The following is a 21,638-nucleotide window of genomic DNA, read 5'->3' as shown; positions in this document are numbered from 1 at the left end:
GAGCGTTTACATGCTAGAAAAATATACGAAACCATTAACGATTAATGGTATTACATTAGACTATAGACAAGAGACATTTGTTATGGGGATTCTAAATGTTACACCGGACTCCTTCTCTGATGGAGGAAAGTATAACAATGTGGAGGCTGCAGTTACTCAAGCAAAAAAAATGGTGGCTGAAGGAGCAAAAATTATCGATGTAGGTGGAGAATCTACACGTCCTGGGTACGAACGAATTTCAGATGAAGATGAAATTGCACGCATCGTGCCTGTTATTCGAGCGTTAGCACAAGAAGTAAAGGTCATTATTTCAGTTGATACGTATAAAGCAAGTGTGGCGCGTGCCGCAATTGAAGCCGGCGCACATATCATCAATGATATTTGGGGAGCAAAGGCAGAACCAGAAATAGCTCAGGTTGCTGCAGACTTACATGTTCCAATCATTTTAATGCATAACCGTGAAAATATGGATTATGGTGTTGATTTTTGGACGACTGCAAAGGCAGATTTAGAAAAAAGTATTGCCATTGCACAGCGAGCGGGAGTTCCCGATCATCATATCATCTTAGACCCAGGTATCGGCTTTGCTAAAAATACTGCACAAAATATAGCTATGATGCAACACTTATCGGATTTAGTGGCTATGGGCTATCCCGTATTATTAGCAACATCACGTAAATCAATGATTGGTAATGTCTTAAACTTACCTGTTGAGGAGCGTCTTGAAGGGACAAGCGCCACAGTGGTTTATGGAATTGAAAAGGGTTGTCATATGATAAGAGTTCATGATGTAAAGGAAATGGCGCGGGCAACATATATGACGGATGTATTAGTGGGTAAACGTTTGTTTAAGGAGGAAGCGTGATGGATTATATTCATTTAAAGGACATGCAGTTTTATGGTTATCATGGTGTATTAGCAGCTGAAACCACTCTAGGCCAACGCTTTCGAGCAAATGTTTCGCTTGCAGTAGACATGACAAAAGCCGGTGAAACGGATGATCTTTCTTATACCGTAAATTATGCAGAGGTATATGCGTTATGTCGGGATATTGTAGAGGGTGAACCGTTTAAGCTTATTGAGGCTCTTGTTGTGAAAATAGCAAATGTGATTTTAGCAACCTATCCTGATAAAGTAAAAGGAGTTCGTGTAGAGCTTATTAAACCAGACCCACCTATTCATGGTTATTATAAAGAAGTCTCTGTTGAGGTTACGAGGGGGGATTTCTAATGAAGGATGTCTATTTATCTATCGGAACAAATATGGGGGAGAGATATGAGAATCTTCAGCATGCAGTAGACCTTTTAAAAGAAAAGAAGGAACTAGAGTTGATTCGTGTTTCATCTGTTTTTGAAACAGCTGCTGTAGGTTATACGGATCAGGCCGATTTTTTGAATATAGCTGTTCATCTAAAAACAGCTATATCGTCTGTTGAGATGTTGAATATTTGCCAAGAAATCGAACGGGAATTAGGGCGTGTAAGAGAATTCCGCTGGGGCCCAAGAGTTATTGATCTTGACATTTTACTTTACAATCAAGAGAATATTGAAACGGAGAACTTAATTGTTCCTCATCCAAGAATGTACGAGCGAGCGTTCGTCCTAGTACCACTTGTAGAGATCACACCATCACCTTTCGATGAACAGCTACAACAAGCGCATGATCTGTTACAGCAAATGGATTGTGAAAAGGAAGGCGTAATCTTCTGGAACCACTTTAATGAGCCGTCAGCGGTGAATTAAGTATTTGTATAGGAATGAATTATCAGCGTATAGCATTAACGATAGATAGAGAAAATAGGTAAAGCCTATAGAGGAGGAAGAAAAACGTTGAGTCAGTCAACAGAGAAGCCATTTCAAATTGGCGATATTGTCATGGACAACCGAGTAGTATTAGCGCCAATGGCTGGGATTTGTAACTCTGCTTTCCGATTAACGGTTAAGGAGTTTGGGGCAGGTCTCGTATATGCTGAAATGATTAGTGATAAGGGCATTGTCCAAAAAAATGAAAAAACATTAGGTATGCTTTATATCGATGAACGTGAAAATCCTCTTTCACTGCAAATCTTTGGTGGAGATAAAGAAACCTTAGTGGAAGCAGCAAAATATGTGGATGAAAATACGACTGCTGATATTATTGATATCAACATGGGATGTCCTGTTAATAAAATTATAAAATGTGAAGCGGGAGCACGTTTACTACTTGATCCTAATAAAGTATATGAGATGGTAGCGGCTGTTGTGGATGCTGTTAAAAAGCCTGTTAGCGTAAAAATGCGTATTGGTTGGGATGAAGAACATATCTTTGCGATTGAAAATGCTCAAGCTGTTGAGCGGGCAGGTGCAGCTGCAGTAGCAGTTCATGGTCGTACACGTGTACAAATGTATGAGGGTAAAGCGAACTGGGATTATATTCGTCAAGTGAAGGAAAATGTCAGCATTCCTGTGCTGGGTAACGGTGACGTGGAAACACCCCAAGATGCTAAACGAATGCTGGAAACTACAGGTGTGGATGCAGTAATGATTGGACGTGCTGCTTTAGGTAATCCATGGATGATCTATTGTACGGTTGAATACCTAGCAACTGGTGAATTAAAAGAAGAGCCAAGTGTACGAGAAAAAATGGACGTATGTTTACTACACTTTGAACGACTTCTTCAATTAAAAGGAGAAGGAATTGCAGTACGGGAAATGCGTAAGCATGCATCATGGTATTTAAAAGGAATCCGAGGTAATGGTAAGGCCCGCAATGCTATTAACCAAACAGAAACTGCGGCAGAACTTCGGGTACTATTAAATAGTCTTGTACAGGAGTATGAAGAAAGCGAATCTAAATTGATTGTTCCAGAAGTTAAAGAATTAATGATATAGTTTTTATTAAGGGCGTCTCTATAATTTGATAGAGGCGCCTTTTCAGCAGCACCTTTAATTTTTAGAATTATTAATTATTTTGTATTGGATTGAAAATAAATTGAAACAGATGATTACAGCACTAAAATTGTGTACAATAGAAATATTATGGACGTAAACGCGGACAATTTACTTAAGGAGTGAAACAAGTGTCAAATATAGAAGAATTAAATGATCAACTATTGGTGAGACGCCAAAAGATGACAACGATACTAGAAAATGGACAAGACCCATTTGGAAGCCGTTTTGAGCGTACACATTTATCAACAGAAGTACGTGATCAATTTGCAGATCAAACAAAAGAACAGCTTGAGGAAAACCTTCAAGAGGTAATTATTGCGGGCCGTATTATGACGAAACGTGGTAAAGGAAAAGCGGGCTTTGCACATATTCAAGATTTAAATGGTCAAATTCAAATTTATGTTCGTCAAGATCATGTAGGCGAAGAAGCGTATGAATTATTTAAACAAGCTGATTTAGGAGATATCGTGGGTGTGCGTGGTAACGTGTTCCGTACACAAGTAGGAGAACTTTCTGTAAAGGCTGAGGAATTCACATTCCTTACAAAAGCGCTACGTCCTATGCCAGAGAAATTCCACGGCTTACAGGATGTTGAGCAACGTTATCGCCAACGTTATCTAGATTTAATGACAAACGAAGATAGCAAAAAGACATTTATCACGCGTTCGAAAATTATTCGTGCAATCCGAAATTATTTAGATAATGCTGGATACTTAGAAGTAGAAACACCAATGCTTCACACAATTGCAGGTGGCGCAGCAGCTCGTCCATTTATTACGCATCACAATGCCCTTGATATGGAATTATATATGCGAATTGCCATCGAATTGCATTTAAAACGTTTAATAGTTGGTGGTTTAGAGAAAGTTTACGAGATCGGACGTGTGTTCCGTAATGAAGGAATTTCTACACGCCACAACCCTGAATTTACAATGATTGAACTATATGAAGCATATGCTGATTATCAAGATATCATGTCTCTAACTGAAAATCTTATTGCACATGTTGCTCAAGAAGTTCTCGGTACAACTTCTGTTCAATATGGTGAAGATGAAATCAACCTTGCTGTAGGCTGGAAACGAGTTCATATGGTTGACGCTGTAAAAGAGGCAACAGGTGTAGACTTCTGGCAGCCGATGACAAAAGAACAAGCACAAGCACTTGCTAAAGAGCATGGAGTTGAAGTGAAGGATGTTCACGAAGTAGGTCATATTATCAATGAATTCTTCGAACAGAAAGTAGAAGAGACGCTTGTACAGCCTACATTTGTATATGGTCACCCTGTAGAAATCTCACCTCTTGCGAAGAAAAATCCAGAGGACGAGCGTTTTACAGATCGCTTTGAGTTATTTATCGTTCGTCGTGAGCACGCCAATGCCTTCACAGAGTTAAATGACCCTATCGACCAACGCCAACGCTTTGAAGCACAATTAGCAGAAAAAGAAGCAGGTAATGATGAGGCACATGAAATGGACAATGATTTCATTGAAGCATTAGAATACGGTATGCCTCCAACAGGTGGTTTAGGTATAGGTATTGACCGTTTAATTATGCTACTAACAAATTCACCATCAATTCGTGATGTATTATTGTTCCCAACAATGCGTCATATTACAAAATAAATTACTGCGTAGGCTCTTTATAGAGCTGCTAAAGAGCATTCAATGAATTAAGAGGAGAATTCACAGGATAGGTGAGTTCTCTTCTTTTTGCTCAATGAAAAAAATTAAGTTGTTTAAACGTAGATTATATTTAGGTTATACTTTTATAGTTCTATGTTTTTCAAATCAAATACAATAAGTATAAAAAGAAGTATTTTATTGGGGGCTTATAATGAATTACAAAATTATTAACAAACAAGTATTTGAACAGGCACAATTACGTTCTGTTTCTGATGTTCCATTTACGGAGGAAGAGCTCGAGCATGGTATGAAATTAGTCGTTGCTAAAAAAGACGAGAATCTTACTTTATATTTAGTAGAAATAGATGGCCATAAGAAATTTGATGTTCGTTGGGACGATTCTTCTGAAATCTTTAGTGGCTGGTATTCTGCATGGGATAACTTCTTGTGGTGCTTAAATATAGTTGACCCTCAAGGTAATGAAATAAAATAGGGACTATTAGAAATAAGCAGGCGCTAAAGTACTTCTACTTTAGCGCCTGCTTATTTTCATAATGCAATTTTTAAAAACCTTCTTTGACCTAAACAACTAATTAAATTTGTAGTTTTATTTAGGAAGTAATTTTACACTAAGTTTTATGAGCTATATTTAACTTGAAAAGTAAGTAGTATTTTAATTTAAGATATTGAGATTTAATAGAAAGAGATGTATAGTAAAACAAATAATAAATAAGGAAAGATACTATGATTTACGATTCTCGTAAATACACAAATTTGCTTATTAAAGCAAGTTTGTTAAATTAAATTAGATTTTGTATAAAAAACACTTGCGAAGTTTTTTCTAACGTGATAAATTATTACTTGTCGTTAAGACGATGCAATCAACAACATTGAACTTCAAAAACAATTTGAAAAAAGATGTTGACATGAATAATTGATTATAATATAATTTAAAAGTTGTCTCCGCTGATTTGAAAAAACATTTTAAAAAAGTGTTGACAACGAAGTGAAGAAATGTTATAATTTAAAAGTTGCTGTCGAGAGATGGTTGCTAAATGAACCTTGAAAACTGAACAAGCAAAACGTAATCAATAAAGTTTTAAGTAGCTAGTTTTGCTAGTGAACGAAACACAATTTTGGACATCAAACATGATGCCAGCAAAACAATTTGAGCTAATCAAATTTCTTTTATGGAGAGTTTGATCCTGGCTCAGGACGAACGCTGGCGGCGTGCCTAATACATGCAAGTCGAGCGAACAGAAAAGGAGCTTGCTCCTTTGACGTTAGCGGCGGACGGGTGAGTAACACGTGGGCAACCTACCTTATAGTTTGGGATAACTCCGGGAAACCGGGGCTAATACCGAATAATCTCTTTTACTTCATGGTGAAAGACTGAAAGACGGTTTCGGCTGTCGCTATAGGATGGGCCCGCGGCGCATTAGCTAGTTGGTGAGGTAACGGCTCACCAAGGCGACGATGCGTAGCCGACCTGAGAGGGTGATCGGCCACACTGGGACTGAGACACGGCCCAGACTCCTACGGGAGGCAGCAGTAGGGAATCTTCCACAATGGGCGAAAGCCTGATGGAGCAACGCCGCGTGAGTGAAGAAGGTTTTCGGATCGTAAAACTCTGTTGTAAGGGAAGAACAAGTACAGTAGTAACTGGCTGTACCTTGACGGTACCTTATTAGAAAGCCACGGCTAACTACGTGCCAGCAGCCGCGGTAATACGTAGGTGGCAAGCGTTGTCCGGAATTATTGGGCGTAAAGCGCGCGCAGGCGGTCCTTTAAGTCTGATGTGAAAGCCCACGGCTCAACCGTGGAGGGTCATTGGAAACTGGGGGACTTGAGTGCAGAAGAGGAAAGTGGAATTCCAAGTGTAGCGGTGAAATGCGTAGAGATTTGGAGGAACACCAGTGGCGAAGGCGACTTTCTGGTCTGTAACTGACGCTGAGGCGCGAAAGCGTGGGGAGCAAACAGGATTAGATACCCTGGTAGTCCACGCCGTAAACGATGAGTGCTAAGTGTTAGGGGGTTTCCGCCCCTTAGTGCTGCAGCTAACGCATTAAGCACTCCGCCTGGGGAGTACGGTCGCAAGACTGAAACTCAAAGGAATTGACGGGGGCCCGCACAAGCGGTGGAGCATGTGGTTTAATTCGAAGCAACGCGAAGAACCTTACCAGGTCTTGACATCCCGTTGACCACTGTAGAGATATAGTTTCCCCTTCGGGGGCAACGGTGACAGGTGGTGCATGGTTGTCGTCAGCTCGTGTCGTGAGATGTTGGGTTAAGTCCCGCAACGAGCGCAACCCTTGATCTTAGTTGCCATCATTTAGTTGGGCACTCTAAGGTGACTGCCGGTGACAAACCGGAGGAAGGTGGGGATGACGTCAAATCATCATGCCCCTTATGACCTGGGCTACACACGTGCTACAATGGACGATACAAACGGTTGCCAACTCGCGAGAGGGAGCTAATCCGATAAAGTCGTTCTCAGTTCGGATTGTAGGCTGCAACTCGCCTACATGAAGCCGGAATCGCTAGTAATCGCGGATCAGCATGCCGCGGTGAATACGTTCCCGGGCCTTGTACACACCGCCCGTCACACCACGAGAGTTTGTAACACCCGAAGTCGGTGAGGTAACCTTTTGGAGCCAGCCGCCGAAGGTGGGATAGATGATTGGGGTGAAGTCGTAACAAGGTAGCCGTATCGGAAGGTGCGGCTGGATCACCTCCTTTCTAAGGATTATTTCGGAATACAAACCTTGGGTTTGTAAGATTACGTTTTGCGTTCAGTTTTGAAGGTTCATTCTATCTGAATGAAACACTTCAAAACTTGTTCTTTGAAAACTGGATAAAACGACATTGAAATTGTAACAAACACATTTATTTTTTAAGTTTTTTATAGGCTTAATAACTTGGTTAAGTTATTAAGGGCGCACGGCGAATGCCTTGGCACTAGGAGCCGAAGAAGGACGGCACTAACACCGATATGCTTCGGGGAGCTGTAAGTGAGCTTTGATCCGGAGATTTCCGAATGGGGGAACCCACTACGTTTAATCGCGTAGTATCTTGACGTGAATACATAGCGTCTTGAAGGCAGACCCAGGGAACTGAAACATCTAAGTACCTGGAGGAAGAGAAAGAAAAATCGATTCCCTGAGTAGCGGCGAGCGAAACGGGAAGAGCCCAAACCAAGAGGCTTGCCTCTTGGGGTTGTAGGACACTCTATACGGAGTTACAAAAGAGCGAGTTAGATGAAGCGACTTGGAAAGGTCCGCCAGAGCAGGTAAAAGCCCTGTAGTCGAAAGTTCGTTCTCTCCTGAGTGGATCCTGAGTACGGCGGAACACGTGAAATTCCGTCGGAATCCGGGAGGACCATCTCCCAAGGCTAAATACTACCTAGTGACCGATAGTGAACCAGTACCGTGAGGGAAAGGTGAAAAGCACCCCGGAAGGGGAGTGAAAGAGATCCTGAAACCGTGTGCCTACAAGTAGTTAGAGCCCGTTAATGGGTGATAGCGTGCCTTTTGTAGAATGAACCGGCGAGTTACGATTACGTGCAAGGTTAAGCTTTAGAAGGCGGAGCCGCAGCGAAAGCGAGTCTGAATAGGGCGAAATAGTACGTGGTCGTAGACCCGAAACCAGGTGATCTACCCATGTCCAGGGTGAAGGTGAGGTAACACTTACTGGAGGCCCGAACCCACGCACGTTGAAAAGTGCGGGGATGAGGTGTGGGTAGCGGAGAAATTCCAATCGAACTTGGAGATAGCTGGTTCTCTCCGAAATAGCTTTAGGGCTAGCCTCGTGATGAGAATACTGGAGGTAGAGCACTGTTTGGACTAGGGGGCCATCCCGGTTTACCGAATTCAGACAAACTCCGAATGCCAGATATTTATACACGGGAGTCAGACTGCGAGTGATAAGATCCGTAGTCAAAAGGGAAACAGCCCAGACCACCAGCTAAGGTCCCAAAGTAATCGTTAAGTGGAAAAGGATGTGGCGTTGCACAGACAACCAGGATGTTGGCTTAGAAGCAGCCATCATTTAAAGAGTGCGTAATAGCTCACTGGTCGAGTGACGCTGCGCCGAAAATGTATCGGGGCTAAACGATTCACCGAAGCTGTGGATTGACATCTACGATGTCAGTGGTAGGAGAGCGTTCTAAGTGCGTTGAAGTCAGATCGGAAGGACTGGTGGAGCGCTTAGAAGTGAGAATGCCGGTATGAGTAGCGAAAGACGGGTGAGAATCCCGTCCACCGTATGACTAAGGTTTCCTGAGGAAGGCTCGTCCGCTCAGGGTTAGTCGGGACCTAAGCCGAGGCCGATAGGCGTAGGCGATGGACAACAGGTTGATATTCCTGTACCACCTCCTCACCGTTTGAGAAATGGGGGGACGCAGTAGGATAGGGTAAGCGCGCCGTTGGTTGTGCGCGTCCAAGCAGTAAGGCGTGTGTGTAGGCAAATCCGCACACTGTAACGTTGAGCTGTGATGGCGAGTCCGTATGGACGAAGTTCCTGATTTCACACTGCCAAGAAAAGCCTCTATCGAGGTGAGAGGTGCCCGTACCGCAAACCGACACAGGTAGTCGAGGAGAGAATCCTAAGGTGTGCGAGAGAACTCTCGTTAAGGAACTCGGCAAAATGACCCCGTAACTTCGGGAGAAGGGGTGCTCTTGAGCGTGCAAGCGCATGAGAGCCGCAGTGAATAGGCCCAGGCGACTGTTTAGCAAAAACACAGGTCTCTGCAAAACCGTAAGGTGACGTATAGGGGCTGACGCCTGCCCGGTGCTGGAAGGTTAAGAGGAGTGGTTAGCGCAAGCGAAGCTGCGAATTGAAGCCCCAGTAAACGGCGGCCGTAACTATAACGGTCCTAAGGTAGCGAAATTCCTTGTCGGGTAAGTTCCGACCCGCACGAAAGGCGTAACGATCTGGGCACTGTCTCAACGAGAGACTCGGTGAAATTATAGTACCTGTGAAGATGCAGGTTACCCGCGACAGGACGGAAAGACCCCGTGGAGCTTTACTGTAGCCTGATATTGAATTTTGGTACAACTTGTACAGGATAGGTAGGAGCCAGAGATCTCGGAGCGCCAGCTTCGAAGGAGGCGTCGGTGGGATACTACCCTGGTTGTATTGAAATTCTAACCCATGCCCCTTAGCGGGGCAGGAGACAGTGTCAGGCGGACAGTTTGACTGGGGCGGTCGCCTCCTAAAAGGTAACGGAGGCGCCCAAAGGTTCCCTCAGAATGGTTGGAAATCATTCGTAGAGTGTAAAGGCACAAGGGAGCTTGACTGCGAGACCTACAAGTCGAGCAGGGTCGAAAGACGGGCTTAGTGATCCGGTGGTTCCGCATGGAAGGGCCATCGCTCAACGGATAAAAGCTACCCCGGGGATAACAGGCTTATCTCCCCCAAGAGTCCACATCGACGGGGAGGTTTGGCACCTCGATGTCGGCTCATCGCATCCTGGGGCTGTAGTCGGTCCCAAGGGTTGGGCTGTTCGCCCATTAAAGCGGTACGCGAGCTGGGTTCAGAACGTCGTGAGACAGTTCGGTCCCTATCCGTCGTGGGCGTAGGAAATTTGAGAGGAGCTGTCCTTAGTACGAGAGGACCGGGATGGACACACCGCTGGTGTACCAGTTGTCTTGCCAAAGGCATCGCTGGGTAGCTATGTGTGGACGGGATAAGTGCTGAAAGCATCTAAGCATGAAGCCCCCCTCAAGATGAGATTTCCCATTACGCAAGTAAGTAAGATCCCTCAAAGACGATGAGGTAGATAGGTTCGAGGTGGAAGTGTGGTGACACATGGAGCTGACGAATACTAATCGATCGAGGACTTAACCAAAACGTTTGAAGCATTCAATGCACCGTTTATCCAGTTTTGAAAGAACAAGTAAGTTTAAAAAAAAGCTTGCATTTATACTGAAATATGGTATAATAAATCTTGTCTTTTAATAAGTCTAGTGATGATGGCAAAGAGGTCACACCCGTTCCCATACCGAACACGGAAGTTAAGCTCTTTAGCGCCGATGGTAGTTGGGGGCTTCCCCCTGTGAGAGTAGGACGTCGCTAGGCATAATACCCAGGAGGATTAGCTCAGCTGGGAGAGCATCTGCCTTACAAGCAGAGGGTCGGCGGTTCGAGCCCGTCATCCTCCACCATATGCCGGTTTAGCTCAGCAGGTAGAGCAACTGACTTGTAATCAGTAGGTCGTGGGTTCGATTCCTATAGCCGGCACCATTTTTTCGAGCCATTAGCTCAGTTGGTAGAGCATCTGACTTTTAATCAGAGGGTCGAAGGTTCGAGTCCTTCATGGCTCACCATTTTTAAATAATAATAAGCGGGTGTGGCGGAATTGGCAGACGCACTAGACTTAGGATCTAGCGCCGCAAGGCGTGGGGGTTCGACTCCCTTCACCCGCACCATTATTTTCATTGCCAGATAAAAAAAGCTTATGCACATGCGGAAGTAGTTCAGTGGTAGAACACCACCTTGCCAAGGTGGGGGTCGCGAGTTCGAACCTCGTCTTCCGCTCCAAATGTGCCGGGGTGGCGGAACTGGCAGACGCACAGGACTTAAAATCCTGCGGTAGGTGACTACCGTACCGGTTCGATTCCGGTCCTCGGCACCATTTTAAATGCGCCCGTAGCTCAATTGGATAGAGCGTCTGACTACGGATCAGAAGGTTATGGGTTCGACTCCTGTCGGGCGCGCCATAAGAACAACGGGAAGTAGCTCAGCTTGGTAGAGCACTTGGTTTGGGACCAAGGGGTCGCAGGTTCGAATCCTGTCTTCCCGACCATTTCCTAAAAATAAAAATATGGGGCCTTAGCTCAGCTGGGAGAGCGCCTGCCTTGCACGCAGGAGGTCAGCGGTTCGATCCCGCTAGGCTCCACCAATTCAATTACATGAACCTTGAAAACTGAACAAGCAAAACGTAATCAATAAAGTTTTAAGTAGCTAGTTTTGCTAGTGAACGAAACATAATTTTGGACATCAAACATGATGCCAGCAAAACAATTTGAGCTAATCAAATTTCTTTTATGGAGAGTTTGATCCTGGCTCAGGACGAACGCTGGCGGCGTGCCTAATACATGCAAGTCGAGCGAACAGAAAAGGAGCTTGCTCCTTTGACGTTAGCGGCGGACGGGTGAGTAACACGTGGGCAACCTACCCTATAGTTTGGGATAACTCCGGGAAACCGGGGCTAATACCGAATAATCTCTTTTACTTCATGATGAAAGACTGAAAGACGGTTTCGGCTGTCGCTATAGGATGGGCCCGCGGCGCATTAGCTAGTTGGTGAGGTAACGGCTCACCAAGGCGACGATGCGTAGCCGACCTGAGAGGGTGATCGGCCACACTGGGACTGAGACACGGCCCAGACTCCTACGGGAGGCAGCAGTAGGGAATCTTCCACAATGGGCGAAAGCCTGATGGAGCAACGCCGCGTGAGTGAAGAAGGTTTTCGGATCGTAAAACTCTGTTGTAAGGGAAGAACAAGTACAGTAGTAACTGGCTGTACCTTGACGGTACCTTATTAGAAAGCCACGGCTAACTACGTGCCAGCAGCCGCGGTAATACGTAGGTGGCAAGCGTTGTCCGGAATTATTGGGCGTAAAGCGCGCGCAGGCGGTCCTTTAAGTCTGATGTGAAAGCCCACGGCTCAACCGTGGAGGGTCATTGGAAACTGGGGGACTTGAGTGCAGAAGAGGAAAGTGGAATTCCAAGTGTAGCGGTGAAATGCGTAGAGATTTGGAGGAACACCAGTGGCGAAGGCGACTTTCTGGTCTGTAACTGACGCTGAGGCGCGAAAGCGTGGGGAGCAAACAGGATTAGATACCCTGGTAGTCCACGCCGTAAACGATGAGTGCTAAGTGTTAGGGGGTTTCCGCCCCTTAGTGCTGCAGCTAACGCATTAAGCACTCCGCCTGGGGAGTACGGTCGCAAGACTGAAACTCAAAGGAATTGACGGGGGCCCGCACAAGCGGTGGAGCATGTGGTTTAATTCGAAGCAACGCGAAGAACCTTACCAGGTCTTGACATCCCGTTGACCACTGTAGAGATATAGTTTCCCCTTCGGGGGCAACGGTGACAGGTGGTGCATGGTTGTCGTCAGCTCGTGTCGTGAGATGTTGGGTTAAGTCCCGCAACGAGCGCAACCCTTGATCTTAGTTGCCATCATTTAGTTGGGCACTCTAAGGTGACTGCCGGTGACAAACCGGAGGAAGGTGGGGATGACGTCAAATCATCATGCCCCTTATGACCTGGGCTACACACGTGCTACAATGGACGATACAAACGGTTGCCAACTCGCGAGAGGGAGCTAATCCGATAAAGTCGTTCTCAGTTCGGATTGTAGGCTGCAACTCGCCTACATGAAGCCGGAATCGCTAGTAATCGCGGATCAGCATGCCGCGGTGAATACGTTCCCGGGCCTTGTACACACCGCCCGTCACACCACGAGAGTTTGTAACACCCGAAGTCGGTGAGGTAACCTTTTGGAGCCAGCCGCCGAAGGTGGGATAGATGATTGGGGTGAAGTCGTAACAAGGTAGCCGTATCGGAAGGTGCGGCTGGATCACCTCCTTTCTAAGGATTATTTCGGAATACAAACCTTGGGTTTGTAAGATTACGTTTTGCGTTCAGTTTTGAAGGTTTATGAAATTTAATAAAACTTCCAAGAGGGCCTATAGCTCAGCTGGTTAGAGCGCACGCCTGATAAGCGTGAGGTCGATGGTTCGAGTCCATTTAGGCCCACCATATATACCTCTTGGGGCCTTAGCTCAGCTGGGAGAGCGCCTGCCTTGCACGCAGGAGGTCAGCGGTTCGATCCCGCTAGGCTCCACCATTTTTTTGTTCTTTGAAAACTGGATAAAACGACATTGAAATTGTAACAAACACATTTATTTTTTTAAGTTTTTTATAGGCTTAATAACTGGTTAAGKTATTAAGGGCGCACGGSGAATGCCTTGGCACTAGGAGCCGAAGAAGGACGGCACTAACACCGATATGCTTCGGGGAGCTGTAAGTGAGCTTTGATCCGGAGATTTCCGAATGGGGGAACCCACTACGTTTAATCGCGTAGTATCTTGACGTGAATACATAGCGTCTTGAAGGCAGACCCAGGGAACTGAAACATCTAAGTACCTGGAGGAAGAGAAAGAAAAATCGATTCCCTGAGTAGCGGCGAGCGAAACGGGAAGAGCCCAAACCAAGAGGCTTGCCTCTTGGGGTTGTAGGACACTCTATACGGAGTTACAAAAGAGCGAGTTAGATGAAGCGACTTGGAAAGGTCCGCCAGAGCAGGTAAAAGCCCTGTAGTCGAAAGTTCGTTCTCTCCTGAGTGGATCCTGAGTACGGCGGAACACGTGAAATTCCGTCGGAATCCGGGAGGACCATCTCCCAAGGCTAAATACTACCTAGTGACCGATAGTGAACCAGTACCGTGAGGGAAAGGTGAAAAGCACCCCGGAAGGGGAGTGAAAGAGATCCTGAAACCGTGTGCCTACAAGTAGTTAGAGCCCGTTAATGGGTGATAGCGTGCCTTTTGTAGAATGAACCGGCGAGTTACGATTACGTGCAAGGTTAAGCTTTAGAAGGCGGAGCCGCAGCGAAAGCGAGTCTGAATAGGGCGAAATAGTACGTGGTCGTAGACCCGAAACCAGGTGATCTACCCATGTCCAGGGTGAAGGTGAGGTAACACTTACTGGAGGCCCGAACCCACGCACGTTGAAAAGTGCGGGGATGAGGTGTGGGTAGCGGAGAAATTCCAATCGAACTTGGAGATAGCTGGTTCTCTCCGAAATAGCTTTAGGGCTAGCCTCGTGATGAGAATACTGGAGGTAGAGCACTGTTTGGACTAGGGGGCCATCCCGGTTTACCGAATTCAGACAAACTCCGAATGCCAGATATTTATACACGGGAGTCAGACTGCGAGTGATAAGATCCGTAGTCAAAAGGGAAACAGCCCAGACCACCAGCTAAGGTCCCAAAGTAATCGTTAAGTGGAAAAGGATGTGGCGTTGCACAGACAACCAGGATGTTGGCTTAGAAGCAGCCATCATTTAAAGAGTGCGTAATAGCTCACTGGTCGAGTGACGCTGCGCCGAAAATGTATCGGGGCTAAACGATTCACCGAAGCTGTGGATTGACATCTACGATGTCAGTGGTAGGAGAGCGTTCTAAGTGCGTTGAAGTCAGATCGGAAGGACTGGTGGAGCGCTTAGAAGTGAGAATGCCGGTATGAGTAGCGAAAGACGGGTGAGAATCCCGTCCACCGTATGACTAAGGTTTCCTGAGGAAGGCTCGTCCGCTCAGGGTTAGTCGGGACCTAAGCCGAGGCCGATAGGCGTAGGCGATGGACAACAGGTTGATATTCCTGTACCACCTCCTCACCGTTTGAGAAATGGGGGGACGCAGTAGGATAGGGTAAGCGCGCCGTTGGTTGTGCGCGTCCAAGCAGTAAGGCGTGTGTGTAGGCAAATCCGCACACTGTAACGTTGAGCTGTGATGGCGAGTCCGTATGGACGAAGTTCCTGATTTCACACTGCCAAGAAAAGCCTCTATCGAGGTGAGAGGTGCCCGTACCGCAAACCGACACAGGTAGTCGAGGAGAGAATCCTAAGGTGTGCGAGAGAACTCTCGTTAAGGAACTCGGCAAAATGACCCCGTAACTTCGGGAGAAGGGGTGCTCTTGAGCGTGCAAGCGCATGAGAGCCGCAGTGAATAGGCCCAGGCGACTGTTTAGCAAAAACACAGGTCTCTGCAAAACCGTAAGGTGACGTATAGGGGCTGACGCCTGCCCGGTGCTGGAAGGTTAAGAGGAGTGGTTAGCGCAAGCGAAGCTGCGAATTGAAGCCCCAGTAAACGGCGGCCGTAACTATAACGGTCCTAAGGTAGCGAAATTCCTTGTCGGGTAAGTTCCGACCCGCACGAAAGGCGTAACGATCTGGGCACTGTCTCAACGAGAGACTCGGTGAAATTATAGTACCTGTGAAGATGCAGGTTACCCGCGACAGGACGGAAAGACCCCGTGGAGCTTTACTGTAGCCTGATATTGAATTTTGGTACAACTTGTACAGGATAGGTAGGAGCCAGAGATCTCGGAGCGCCAGCTTCGAAGGAGGCGTCGGTGGGATACTACCCTGGTTGTATTGAAATTCTAACCCATGCCCCTTAGCGGGGCAGGAGACAGTGTCAGGCGGACAGTTTGACTGGGGCGGTCGCCTCCTAAAAGGTAACGGAGGCGCCCAAAGGTTCCCTCAGAATGGTTGGAAATCATTCGTAGAGTGTAAAGGCACAAGGGAGCTTGACTGCGAGACCTACAAGTCGAGCAGGGTCGAAAGACGGGCTTAGTGATCCGGTGGTTCCGCATGGAAGGGCCATCGCTCAACGGATAAAAGCTACCCCGGGGATAACAGGCTTATCTCCCCCAAGAGTCCACATCGACGGGGAGGTTTGGCACCTCGATGTCGGCTCATCGCATCCTGGGGCTGTAGTCGGTCCCAAGGGTTGGGCTGTTCGCCCATTAAAGCGGTACGCGAGCTGGGTTCAGAACGTCGTGAGACAGTTCGGTCCCTATCCGTCGTGGGCGTAGGAAATTTGAGAGGAGCTGTCCTTAGTACGAGAGGACCGGGATGGACACACCGCTGGTGTACCAGTTGTCTTGCCAAAGGCATCGCTGGGTAGCTATGTGTGGACGGGATAAGTGCTGAAAGCATCTAAGCATGAAGCCCCCCTCAAGATGAGATTTCCCATTACGCAAGTAAGTAAGATCCCTCAAAGACGATGAGGTAGATAGGTTCGAGGTGGAAGTGTGGTGACACATGGAGCTGACGAATACTAATCGATCGAGGACTTAACCAAAACGTTTGAAACATTCAATGCACCGTTTATCCAGTTTTGAAAGAATAAATCTTTCAATTAAATAAAAAGTCTAGTGATGATGGCAAAGAGGTCACACCCGTTCCCATACCGAACACGGAAGTTAAGCTCTTTAGCGCCGATGGTAGTTGGGGGCTTCCCCCTGTGAGAGTAGGACGTCGCTAGGCAAAAGAAAGATCAGAGAATAAATTCTCTGGTCTTTTTTGTTGTCTCAAAGTAGGCTGTCCCCGGAAAAGGACAGCCGTATATACTAAAACTCAAGAGCACTCCGAAGATCATTTAGATAAGATTGACTTACTGGTAACTCACTTCCATCAATTAAAGTGACAATAAAATTTGACGTTAAATCACGTGCCATTTTTTTTATGAAATGTATATTTACAATGTAAGATCTATGGATACGAATAAAATATGATGGTAATCGTAATTGAAGTTCTTTAAGTGTAATACTTGTTTTATACTGATCACCCTCTACATAAAACCATGTTTTTTTCTGTAGGCTTTCAATATGAGATATTTTATTAATTGCTACAGGATTCCATTCCTCCTCTTGCTTTCCAGTTAAAAATTGAAATGGTGCTGCTTTTTTTGCTGTAAATGATGACGGTAGGACAATGACGAGAGCAGCAGGCTTATTTTGAATGTATATGGGATAACCAATGCCATAATATGGCGTATCGAAAAGAGAATTATCTAAAATAGCATCTGTTTTTTTTTGAGTCTGTAACACTTGGTCGGCAATACTCCCAGGTAATACTTGTTGACCTATCTCTAAATGAATACTTTGGTGACCAGAGTGAAAATAAACATAAGCATTTTCAACAGCAATAGCAATGGATGAATCAGCAGGTATCCAGTCTTTCAACATAAAAATATATTGTTGTGAAATATCTTTTACGAAAGAATTTAACTCATTGTTCATTGTGAATATCCCCCTTGTTTGTAAACAGTCTTCCAAATTTCATCGTCAAAAAAGGTAGTTTTATCCTTAAAATTTGATCTTTTATCGAAAAATAATGAAAATTCAAATAGTCTGTTATATATTAATTTACAACAAATAAACCTGTTATGGAACAGATAATTAAAAGTTTTTTAACAGAGTATATTGTACACAAAGGGGAAGGTGGAATTTCAATATGTCAACTCGTCAAGAAAGAATCGAAGCTTTAGAAAAACAATGGGCTGAAAACCCACGTTGGGCTGGTATTGAACGCACATATTCAGCTGAAGAAGTTGTTAAATTACAGGGGACAGTAGTAATTGAACAAACACTAGCACAAAAAGGTGCTACTCGACTTTGGAATTCATTACATGAGGAACCGTTTATCAATGCATTGGGGGCATTAACGGGGAATCAGGCAGTACAACAAGTAAAAGCTGGATTAAAGGCTATCTATCTATCAGGCTGGCAAGTAGCTGCTGATGCAAACCTGTCTGGTCAAATGTATCCTGACCAATCATTATATCCAGCTAACTCTGTACCAGCAGTAGTAAAACGAATTAATCAAGCGCTTCAACGTGCAGATCAAATTGATCATGCTGAAGGACGTGTTGATCAATTTGATTGGTTCGCGCCAATCGTAGCAGACGCAGAAGCAGGTTTTGGTGGGCCTCTAAACGTATTCGAGCTTGTAAAAGGTATGATTGAAGCAGGAGCAGCGGGTGTTCACTTAGAAGATCAATTAGCATCTGAAAAGAAATGTGGACACCTTGGAGGTAAAGTATTACTTCCAACACAAAATGCTGTTCGTAACTTAGTAGCTGCACGTTTAGCAACAGATGTTATGGGTGTAGATACAATTTTAATTGCACGTACAGATGCTGATGCTGCTGATATGGTTACATCAGATATTGATCCACGTGATGCAGAGTTCATCACTGGTGAACGCACACCTGAAGGCTTCTTCCGTACAAAAGCTGGAATCAAACAAGCAATTGCTCGTGGTTTAGCTTACGCTCCATATGCAGATTTAATTTGGTGTGAAACTTCTAAACCATCACTTGAAGAAGCTAGAGAATTTGCTGAAGCTATTCATGCTGAGTTCCCAGGTAAAATGCTTGCATACAACTGCTCACCTTCATTCAACTGGAAGGCAAATCTTTCAGAAGAAGAAATCGCAGAGTATCAACGTGAACTTGGTAAGTTGGGTTACAAATTCCAATTCGTTACTTTAGCAGGTTTCCATGCACTTAACCACTCTATGTTTGAGCTTGCTCATGACTATAAAGATAATGGTATGGCTGCATATTCTAAGCTACAACAAGCAGAATTTGCTTCTGAGTCTAAAGGCTATACAGCTACACGTCACCAACGCGAAGTAGGTACTGGATACTTTGATGAAATCTCTCAAGTTATCTCTGGTGGTACTTCTTCTACAACAGCAATGGCAGGTTCTACTGAAACAGAACAGTTTGTATAAGTCGTAGTTTAAATACGTGTTTTCCTAAATTCATAATCATAGAATAGTCTCCTCCGCTCCTCCTAAAGCGGAGGATGACGAAACTAAAATGGCAAAGGTGGGTAAACAGCTAATGGAACAAGCAACGACAGGTAAGCTTAAAATTGTTGGAGAACAAAATGAGCAAACTAATGAAATTTTGACACCTGAAGCTCTTGAATTTGTTCTTGCTCTGCACGAAAAATTTGATGCTCGTCGCAAGGAGCTGTTGGAGGCTCGACAAGAACGCCAAAAACGACTTGATGCGGGAGAGAAGCTGGATTTCCTACCAGAGACAAAGCATATTCGGGAAGGTGATTGGGTAATCGCACCACTTCCAAACGACTTACAAGATCGCCGTGTTGAAATTACAGGGCCAGTTGATCGGAAAATGGTTATTAATGCGTTAAATTCTGGAGCAAAAATGTTCATGGCATGCTTTGAAGATGCATCTTCTCCGACATGGGAAAATATGATTGGCGGTCAAATTAATATGCGTGATGCTATTAATAAGACGATTGAGTTTACACAAGAATCCAATGGTAAAACATATAAATTAAATGATGAGACAGCAGTGCTGTTAGTTCGTCCACGAGGTCTACACTTGCTTGAGAAGCATGTCCTGGTGGATGGAGAGCCGATTTCTGGCAGTTTCTTTGACTTCGGTTTATATCTATTCCACAATGCCAAAAACGCACTTGCACAAGGTACAGGGCCATATTTCTATCTACCAAAACTTGAAAGTCATTTAGAGGCTCGACTATGGAATGATGTCTTTGTGTTTGCTCAAGATTATATTGGTATTCCACAGGGGACAATAAAAGCTACTGTATTAATCGAAACGATTTTAGCTGCGTTTGAGATGGATGAAATTTTATATGAGCTACGTGAACATTCAGCTGGTTTGAATTGCGGTCGTTGGGATTATATTTTCAGCTATATTAAGCGTCTACGCAATCAAGCTGATGTTATTTTGCCAGACCGTGGGCAAGTAACGATGACAGTACCTTTTATGAAAGCCTATACATCTTTATGTATTCAAACATGTCACAAGCGAAATGCACCAGCAATGGGCGGAATGGCAGCTCAAATTCCAGTTAAAAATGACGATGAGGCCAATGCAGTGGCATTTGCAAAGGTGGCAGAAGATAAACGTCGTGAGGCAACAGAGGGGCATGACGGTACATGGGTAGCACATCCTGGTATGGTTGCAACAGCGATGGAGCAATTTGATGCAATTATGACAACTCCTAACCAAATTCATAAAAAGCGTGAGGATGTACAAGTATCTGCCGAAGATTTAGTAGCTGTACCAGAAGGAACAATAACAATTGAAGGTCTACGTATTAACTGTAGTGTTGGTGTACAATATATTGCTTCATGGCTTCGAGGTAACGGAGCTGCACCAATTAATAACTTGATGGAGGATGCTGCAACAGCAGAAATCTCTCGTACACAAGTATGGCAATGGATCCGTCATCCGAAAGGAATCTTAGATGATGGACGTGGTATTACACTAGCATTTGTTTTAGAAATATTGGAAGAAGAACTTGTGAAAATTAAAGAGGCTGTTGGGGAACAAGCTTATAACAGTGGTCGCTATGAAGAAGCTGCTGAACTGTTTAAATCCTTAATTGAACAAGATGAATTTGCGGAATTCTTGACACTTCCAGGGTATGAAAAATTAGCGTAAAATACAAGTCTACTATCCAACATATCAAACTTTCCTAATAACTATCTAAGGATTGCACTCGAGTACAATCCAGCCTATTCCACTAACATAACGTGACGGGGTCTGTTCCCCCGTTTAAAGAGATGAGCACGATTGAATTAAAAGGGGTCTATAAATAAAAGTTAAGAGATTTTAAGGGGTAAAGATGTCTTACTAGCTTAGATGGGGAGCAGTAAGGCATCTTTTATATAGTACATCCGCGTAACTGCTTTTTTAGTTACGCGGTTTTTCTATGCTAATTTACTACGGCTATTACAAAGCCGTCATACCCTTTGACACCAACTGTTTGTATAGCTGTTGCTTCAATTCTCGGGTTTGCTTTTACTAAATCCATAAATTCTTGTACGCCTCTAACACGTTCATCCTCACTATTTTCATTAATTACCTCACCATTACGTACAACATTATCTGCAATAATAAGAGCGCCAGAGTTTGCTAATTTTAAAGCCCACTTCAAGTAAGCGGGGTTATTAGGTTTATCAGCATCAATAAAGATAAAGTCAAATAATAGTCCAGCGTTTTTTAAGTTTGGTAATGTATCTAGGGCATTTCCTACAATGACCTCAACCTTTGGTCCATACCCTGCATTCGCTATATTTTGCTTGGCAACTTTGGCGTACTCTTCATTAATTTCTAATGTCACAACTTTTCCTGCCTGAGGAAGAGCTTGGGCTAAACAAATACTGCTATAGCCTCCAAGTGTGCCGATCTCTAAAATATTTACCGCACTTTTCATTTTTGCGAATAAATATAATAGTCTCCCTTGAGTAGGAGATACATCAATCTCTGGAATACCTGCAGCTTTATTAGCCTGTAGTGCAGTATTAAGATGTTCGTTTTCTGAAAGGAGCTTAGTCATGAAATAGTCATCTACGTATTGCCAAACATTTAATTCTGTCATTATACAGTCCTCATTTCATTATGCTTTAAAGTGCAAGCTTGCCAATCAAGTGTATGATAGAATGAATCATAATAAAAATATATTATTATTATTAATACATAACTAAAGATTATGAATTGAGGTTAA

Annotated in this window: 10 protein-coding genes, 11 tRNA genes and 6 rRNA genes; 25 read left to right on the top strand and 2 right to left on the bottom strand. The window is 44.5% G+C overall.

The window, feature by feature from the left end; all coding sequences use genetic code 11:
* Window positions 1-10: 10 nt before the first annotated feature.
* From folP to rrf (ACHZEU_RS12965), 23 genes are all read left to right on the top strand, one after another.
* A complete protein-coding gene (gene folP, locus ACHZEU_RS13075) occupies window positions 11-865 on the top strand; it encodes a dihydropteroate synthase (protein ID WP_112116970.1) in 855 nt (284 codons plus the stop codon).
* Window positions 865-1,230, top strand: a complete 366-nt coding sequence (gene folB / locus ACHZEU_RS13070) for a dihydroneopterin aldolase (RefSeq protein ID WP_004229125.1) — start codon at window positions 865-867, stop codon at window positions 1,228-1,230. Before folP ends, folB begins: the two co-directional genes overlap by 1 nt.
* Entirely contained in the window at window positions 1,230-1,742 is a 513-nt protein-coding gene (folK, locus tag ACHZEU_RS13065) for a 2-amino-4-hydroxy-6-hydroxymethyldihydropteridine diphosphokinase (protein WP_054548584.1), read from the top strand. The genes folB and folK overlap by 1 nt, the downstream gene beginning before the upstream one ends.
* 87 nt (window positions 1,743-1,829) lie before the next feature.
* On the top strand, window positions 1,830-2,870 hold the full coding sequence (gene dusB / locus ACHZEU_RS13060) for a tRNA dihydrouridine synthase DusB (RefSeq protein ID WP_404803477.1): 1,041 nt from the start codon (window positions 1,830-1,832) through the stop codon (window positions 2,868-2,870).
* Window positions 2,871-3,049: 179 nt separating this feature from the next.
* Window positions 3,050-4,552: a lysine--tRNA ligase gene (gene lysS / locus ACHZEU_RS13055; protein WP_175400778.1), complete on the top strand. Its 1,503-nt coding sequence runs from the start codon at window positions 3,050-3,052 to the stop codon at window positions 4,550-4,552.
* A gap of 211 nt (window positions 4,553-4,763) precedes the next feature.
* Complete coding sequence (locus ACHZEU_RS13050) at window positions 4,764-5,045, top strand: hypothetical protein (RefSeq protein WP_048395308.1); 282 nt, start codon at window positions 4,764-4,766, stop codon at window positions 5,043-5,045.
* Between the two features lie 694 nt (window positions 5,046-5,739).
* Window positions 5,740-7,291: ribosomal RNA gene (locus ACHZEU_RS13045) — 16S ribosomal RNA — on the top strand.
* A gap of 181 nt (window positions 7,292-7,472) precedes the next feature.
* A 23S ribosomal RNA gene (locus tag ACHZEU_RS13040) occupies window positions 7,473-10,400 on the top strand.
* A gap of 114 nt (window positions 10,401-10,514) precedes the next feature.
* Window positions 10,515-10,630, top strand: a 5S ribosomal RNA gene (gene rrf / locus ACHZEU_RS13035).
* Between the two features lie 10 nt (window positions 10,631-10,640).
* Window positions 10,641-10,716, top strand: a tRNA-Val gene (locus ACHZEU_RS13030).
* 3 nt (window positions 10,717-10,719) lie between these two features.
* Window positions 10,720-10,795, top strand: a tRNA-Thr gene (locus ACHZEU_RS13025).
* 7 nt (window positions 10,796-10,802) lie between these two features.
* A tRNA-Lys gene (locus ACHZEU_RS13020) sits at window positions 10,803-10,878 on the top strand.
* 17 nt (window positions 10,879-10,895) lie between these two features.
* Window positions 10,896-10,980: transfer RNA gene (locus ACHZEU_RS13015), tRNA-Leu, on the top strand.
* Between the two features lie 37 nt (window positions 10,981-11,017).
* Window positions 11,018-11,092: transfer RNA gene (locus ACHZEU_RS13010), tRNA-Gly, on the top strand.
* A gap of 5 nt (window positions 11,093-11,097) precedes the next feature.
* Window positions 11,098-11,186: transfer RNA gene (locus tag ACHZEU_RS13005), tRNA-Leu, on the top strand.
* 8 nt (window positions 11,187-11,194) lie between these two features.
* A tRNA-Arg gene (locus ACHZEU_RS13000) sits at window positions 11,195-11,271 on the top strand.
* Window positions 11,272-11,280: 9 nt separating this feature from the next.
* A tRNA-Pro gene (locus ACHZEU_RS12995) sits at window positions 11,281-11,357 on the top strand.
* A 20-nt stretch (window positions 11,358-11,377) separates the two neighbouring features.
* Window positions 11,378-11,453: transfer RNA gene (locus ACHZEU_RS12990), tRNA-Ala, on the top strand.
* Between the two features lie 142 nt (window positions 11,454-11,595).
* A 16S ribosomal RNA gene (locus ACHZEU_RS12985) occupies window positions 11,596-13,147 on the top strand.
* Window positions 13,148-13,241: 94 nt separating this feature from the next.
* Window positions 13,242-13,318, top strand: a tRNA-Ile gene (locus ACHZEU_RS12980).
* A gap of 12 nt (window positions 13,319-13,330) precedes the next feature.
* Window positions 13,331-13,406, top strand: a tRNA-Ala gene (locus ACHZEU_RS12975).
* A gap of 89 nt (window positions 13,407-13,495) precedes the next feature.
* A 23S ribosomal RNA gene (locus ACHZEU_RS12970) occupies window positions 13,496-16,423 on the top strand.
* A 69-nt stretch (window positions 16,424-16,492) separates the two neighbouring features.
* Window positions 16,493-16,608 (top strand): 5S ribosomal RNA (gene rrf / locus ACHZEU_RS12965).
* Together the 16S, 23S and 5S rRNA genes with 11 tRNA genes alongside form the textbook arrangement of a ribosomal RNA operon.
* An 83-nt stretch (window positions 16,609-16,691) precedes the next feature.
* Here the strand turns inward: rrf (ACHZEU_RS12965) and ACHZEU_RS12960 are convergent.
* Window positions 16,692-17,363 (bottom strand): LytTR family DNA-binding domain-containing protein, encoded by a 672-nt coding sequence (locus tag ACHZEU_RS12960; RefSeq protein ID WP_048395918.1) that lies wholly within the window; start codon window positions 17,361-17,363, stop codon window positions 16,692-16,694.
* Between the two features lie 214 nt (window positions 17,364-17,577).
* On the opposite strand from ACHZEU_RS12960, the gene aceA reads away from it, so the two are divergent.
* Window positions 17,578-18,861 carry an isocitrate lyase gene (gene aceA / locus ACHZEU_RS12955; RefSeq protein WP_004233046.1) on the top strand — a complete coding sequence of 428 codons (1,284 nt, stop codon included), beginning with the start codon at window positions 17,578-17,580 and terminating at the stop codon, window positions 18,859-18,861.
* A 112-nt stretch (window positions 18,862-18,973) separates the two neighbouring features.
* Window positions 18,974-20,572, top strand: coding sequence for a malate synthase A (gene aceB / locus ACHZEU_RS12950; RefSeq protein ID WP_048395937.1), 1,599 nt, complete (start codon window positions 18,974-18,976; stop codon window positions 20,570-20,572).
* A gap of 274 nt (window positions 20,573-20,846) precedes the next feature.
* Here the strand turns inward: aceB and ACHZEU_RS12945 are convergent, their stop codons facing one another.
* Entirely contained in the window at window positions 20,847-21,512 is a 666-nt protein-coding gene (locus tag ACHZEU_RS12945; RefSeq protein ID WP_404803476.1) for an O-methyltransferase, read from the bottom strand.
* Between the last annotated feature and the right edge of the window lie 126 nt (window positions 21,513-21,638).

It is taken from the genome of Lysinibacillus sp. S1, from assembly GCF_044986265.1.
GTDB lineage: Bacteria > Bacillota > Bacilli > Bacillales_A > Planococcaceae > Lysinibacillus > Lysinibacillus capsici.
The sequence above is the reverse complement of the archived record's forward strand: the minus strand, read 5'-3'. Positions and strand labels throughout refer to the sequence as shown.

Excerpts from the sequence above, each read along its gene's own strand:
- folP (WP_112116970.1), top strand. The coding sequence starts at position 11 with ATGCTAGAAAAATATACGAAACCATTAACGATTAATGGTATTACATTA.
- folB (WP_004229125.1), top strand. The coding sequence starts at position 865 with ATGGATTATATTCATTTAAAGGACATGCAGTTTTATGGTTATCATGGT.
- folK (WP_054548584.1), top strand. The coding sequence starts at position 1,230 with ATGAAGGATGTCTATTTATCTATCGGAACAAATATGGGGGAGAGATAT.
- ACHZEU_RS13050 (WP_048395308.1), top strand. The coding sequence starts at position 4,764 with ATGAATTACAAAATTATTAACAAACAAGTATTTGAACAGGCACAATTA.
- ACHZEU_RS12960 (WP_048395918.1), bottom strand. The coding sequence starts at position 17,363 with ATGAACAATGAGTTAAATTCTTTCGTAAAAGATATTTCACAACAATAT.
- aceA (WP_004233046.1), top strand. The coding sequence starts at position 17,578 with ATGTCAACTCGTCAAGAAAGAATCGAAGCTTTAGAAAAACAATGGGCT.
- aceB (WP_048395937.1), top strand. The coding sequence starts at position 18,974 with ATGGAACAAGCAACGACAGGTAAGCTTAAAATTGTTGGAGAACAAAAT.
- ACHZEU_RS12945 (WP_404803476.1), bottom strand. The coding sequence starts at position 21,512 with ATGACAGAATTAAATGTTTGGCAATACGTAGATGACTATTTCATGACT.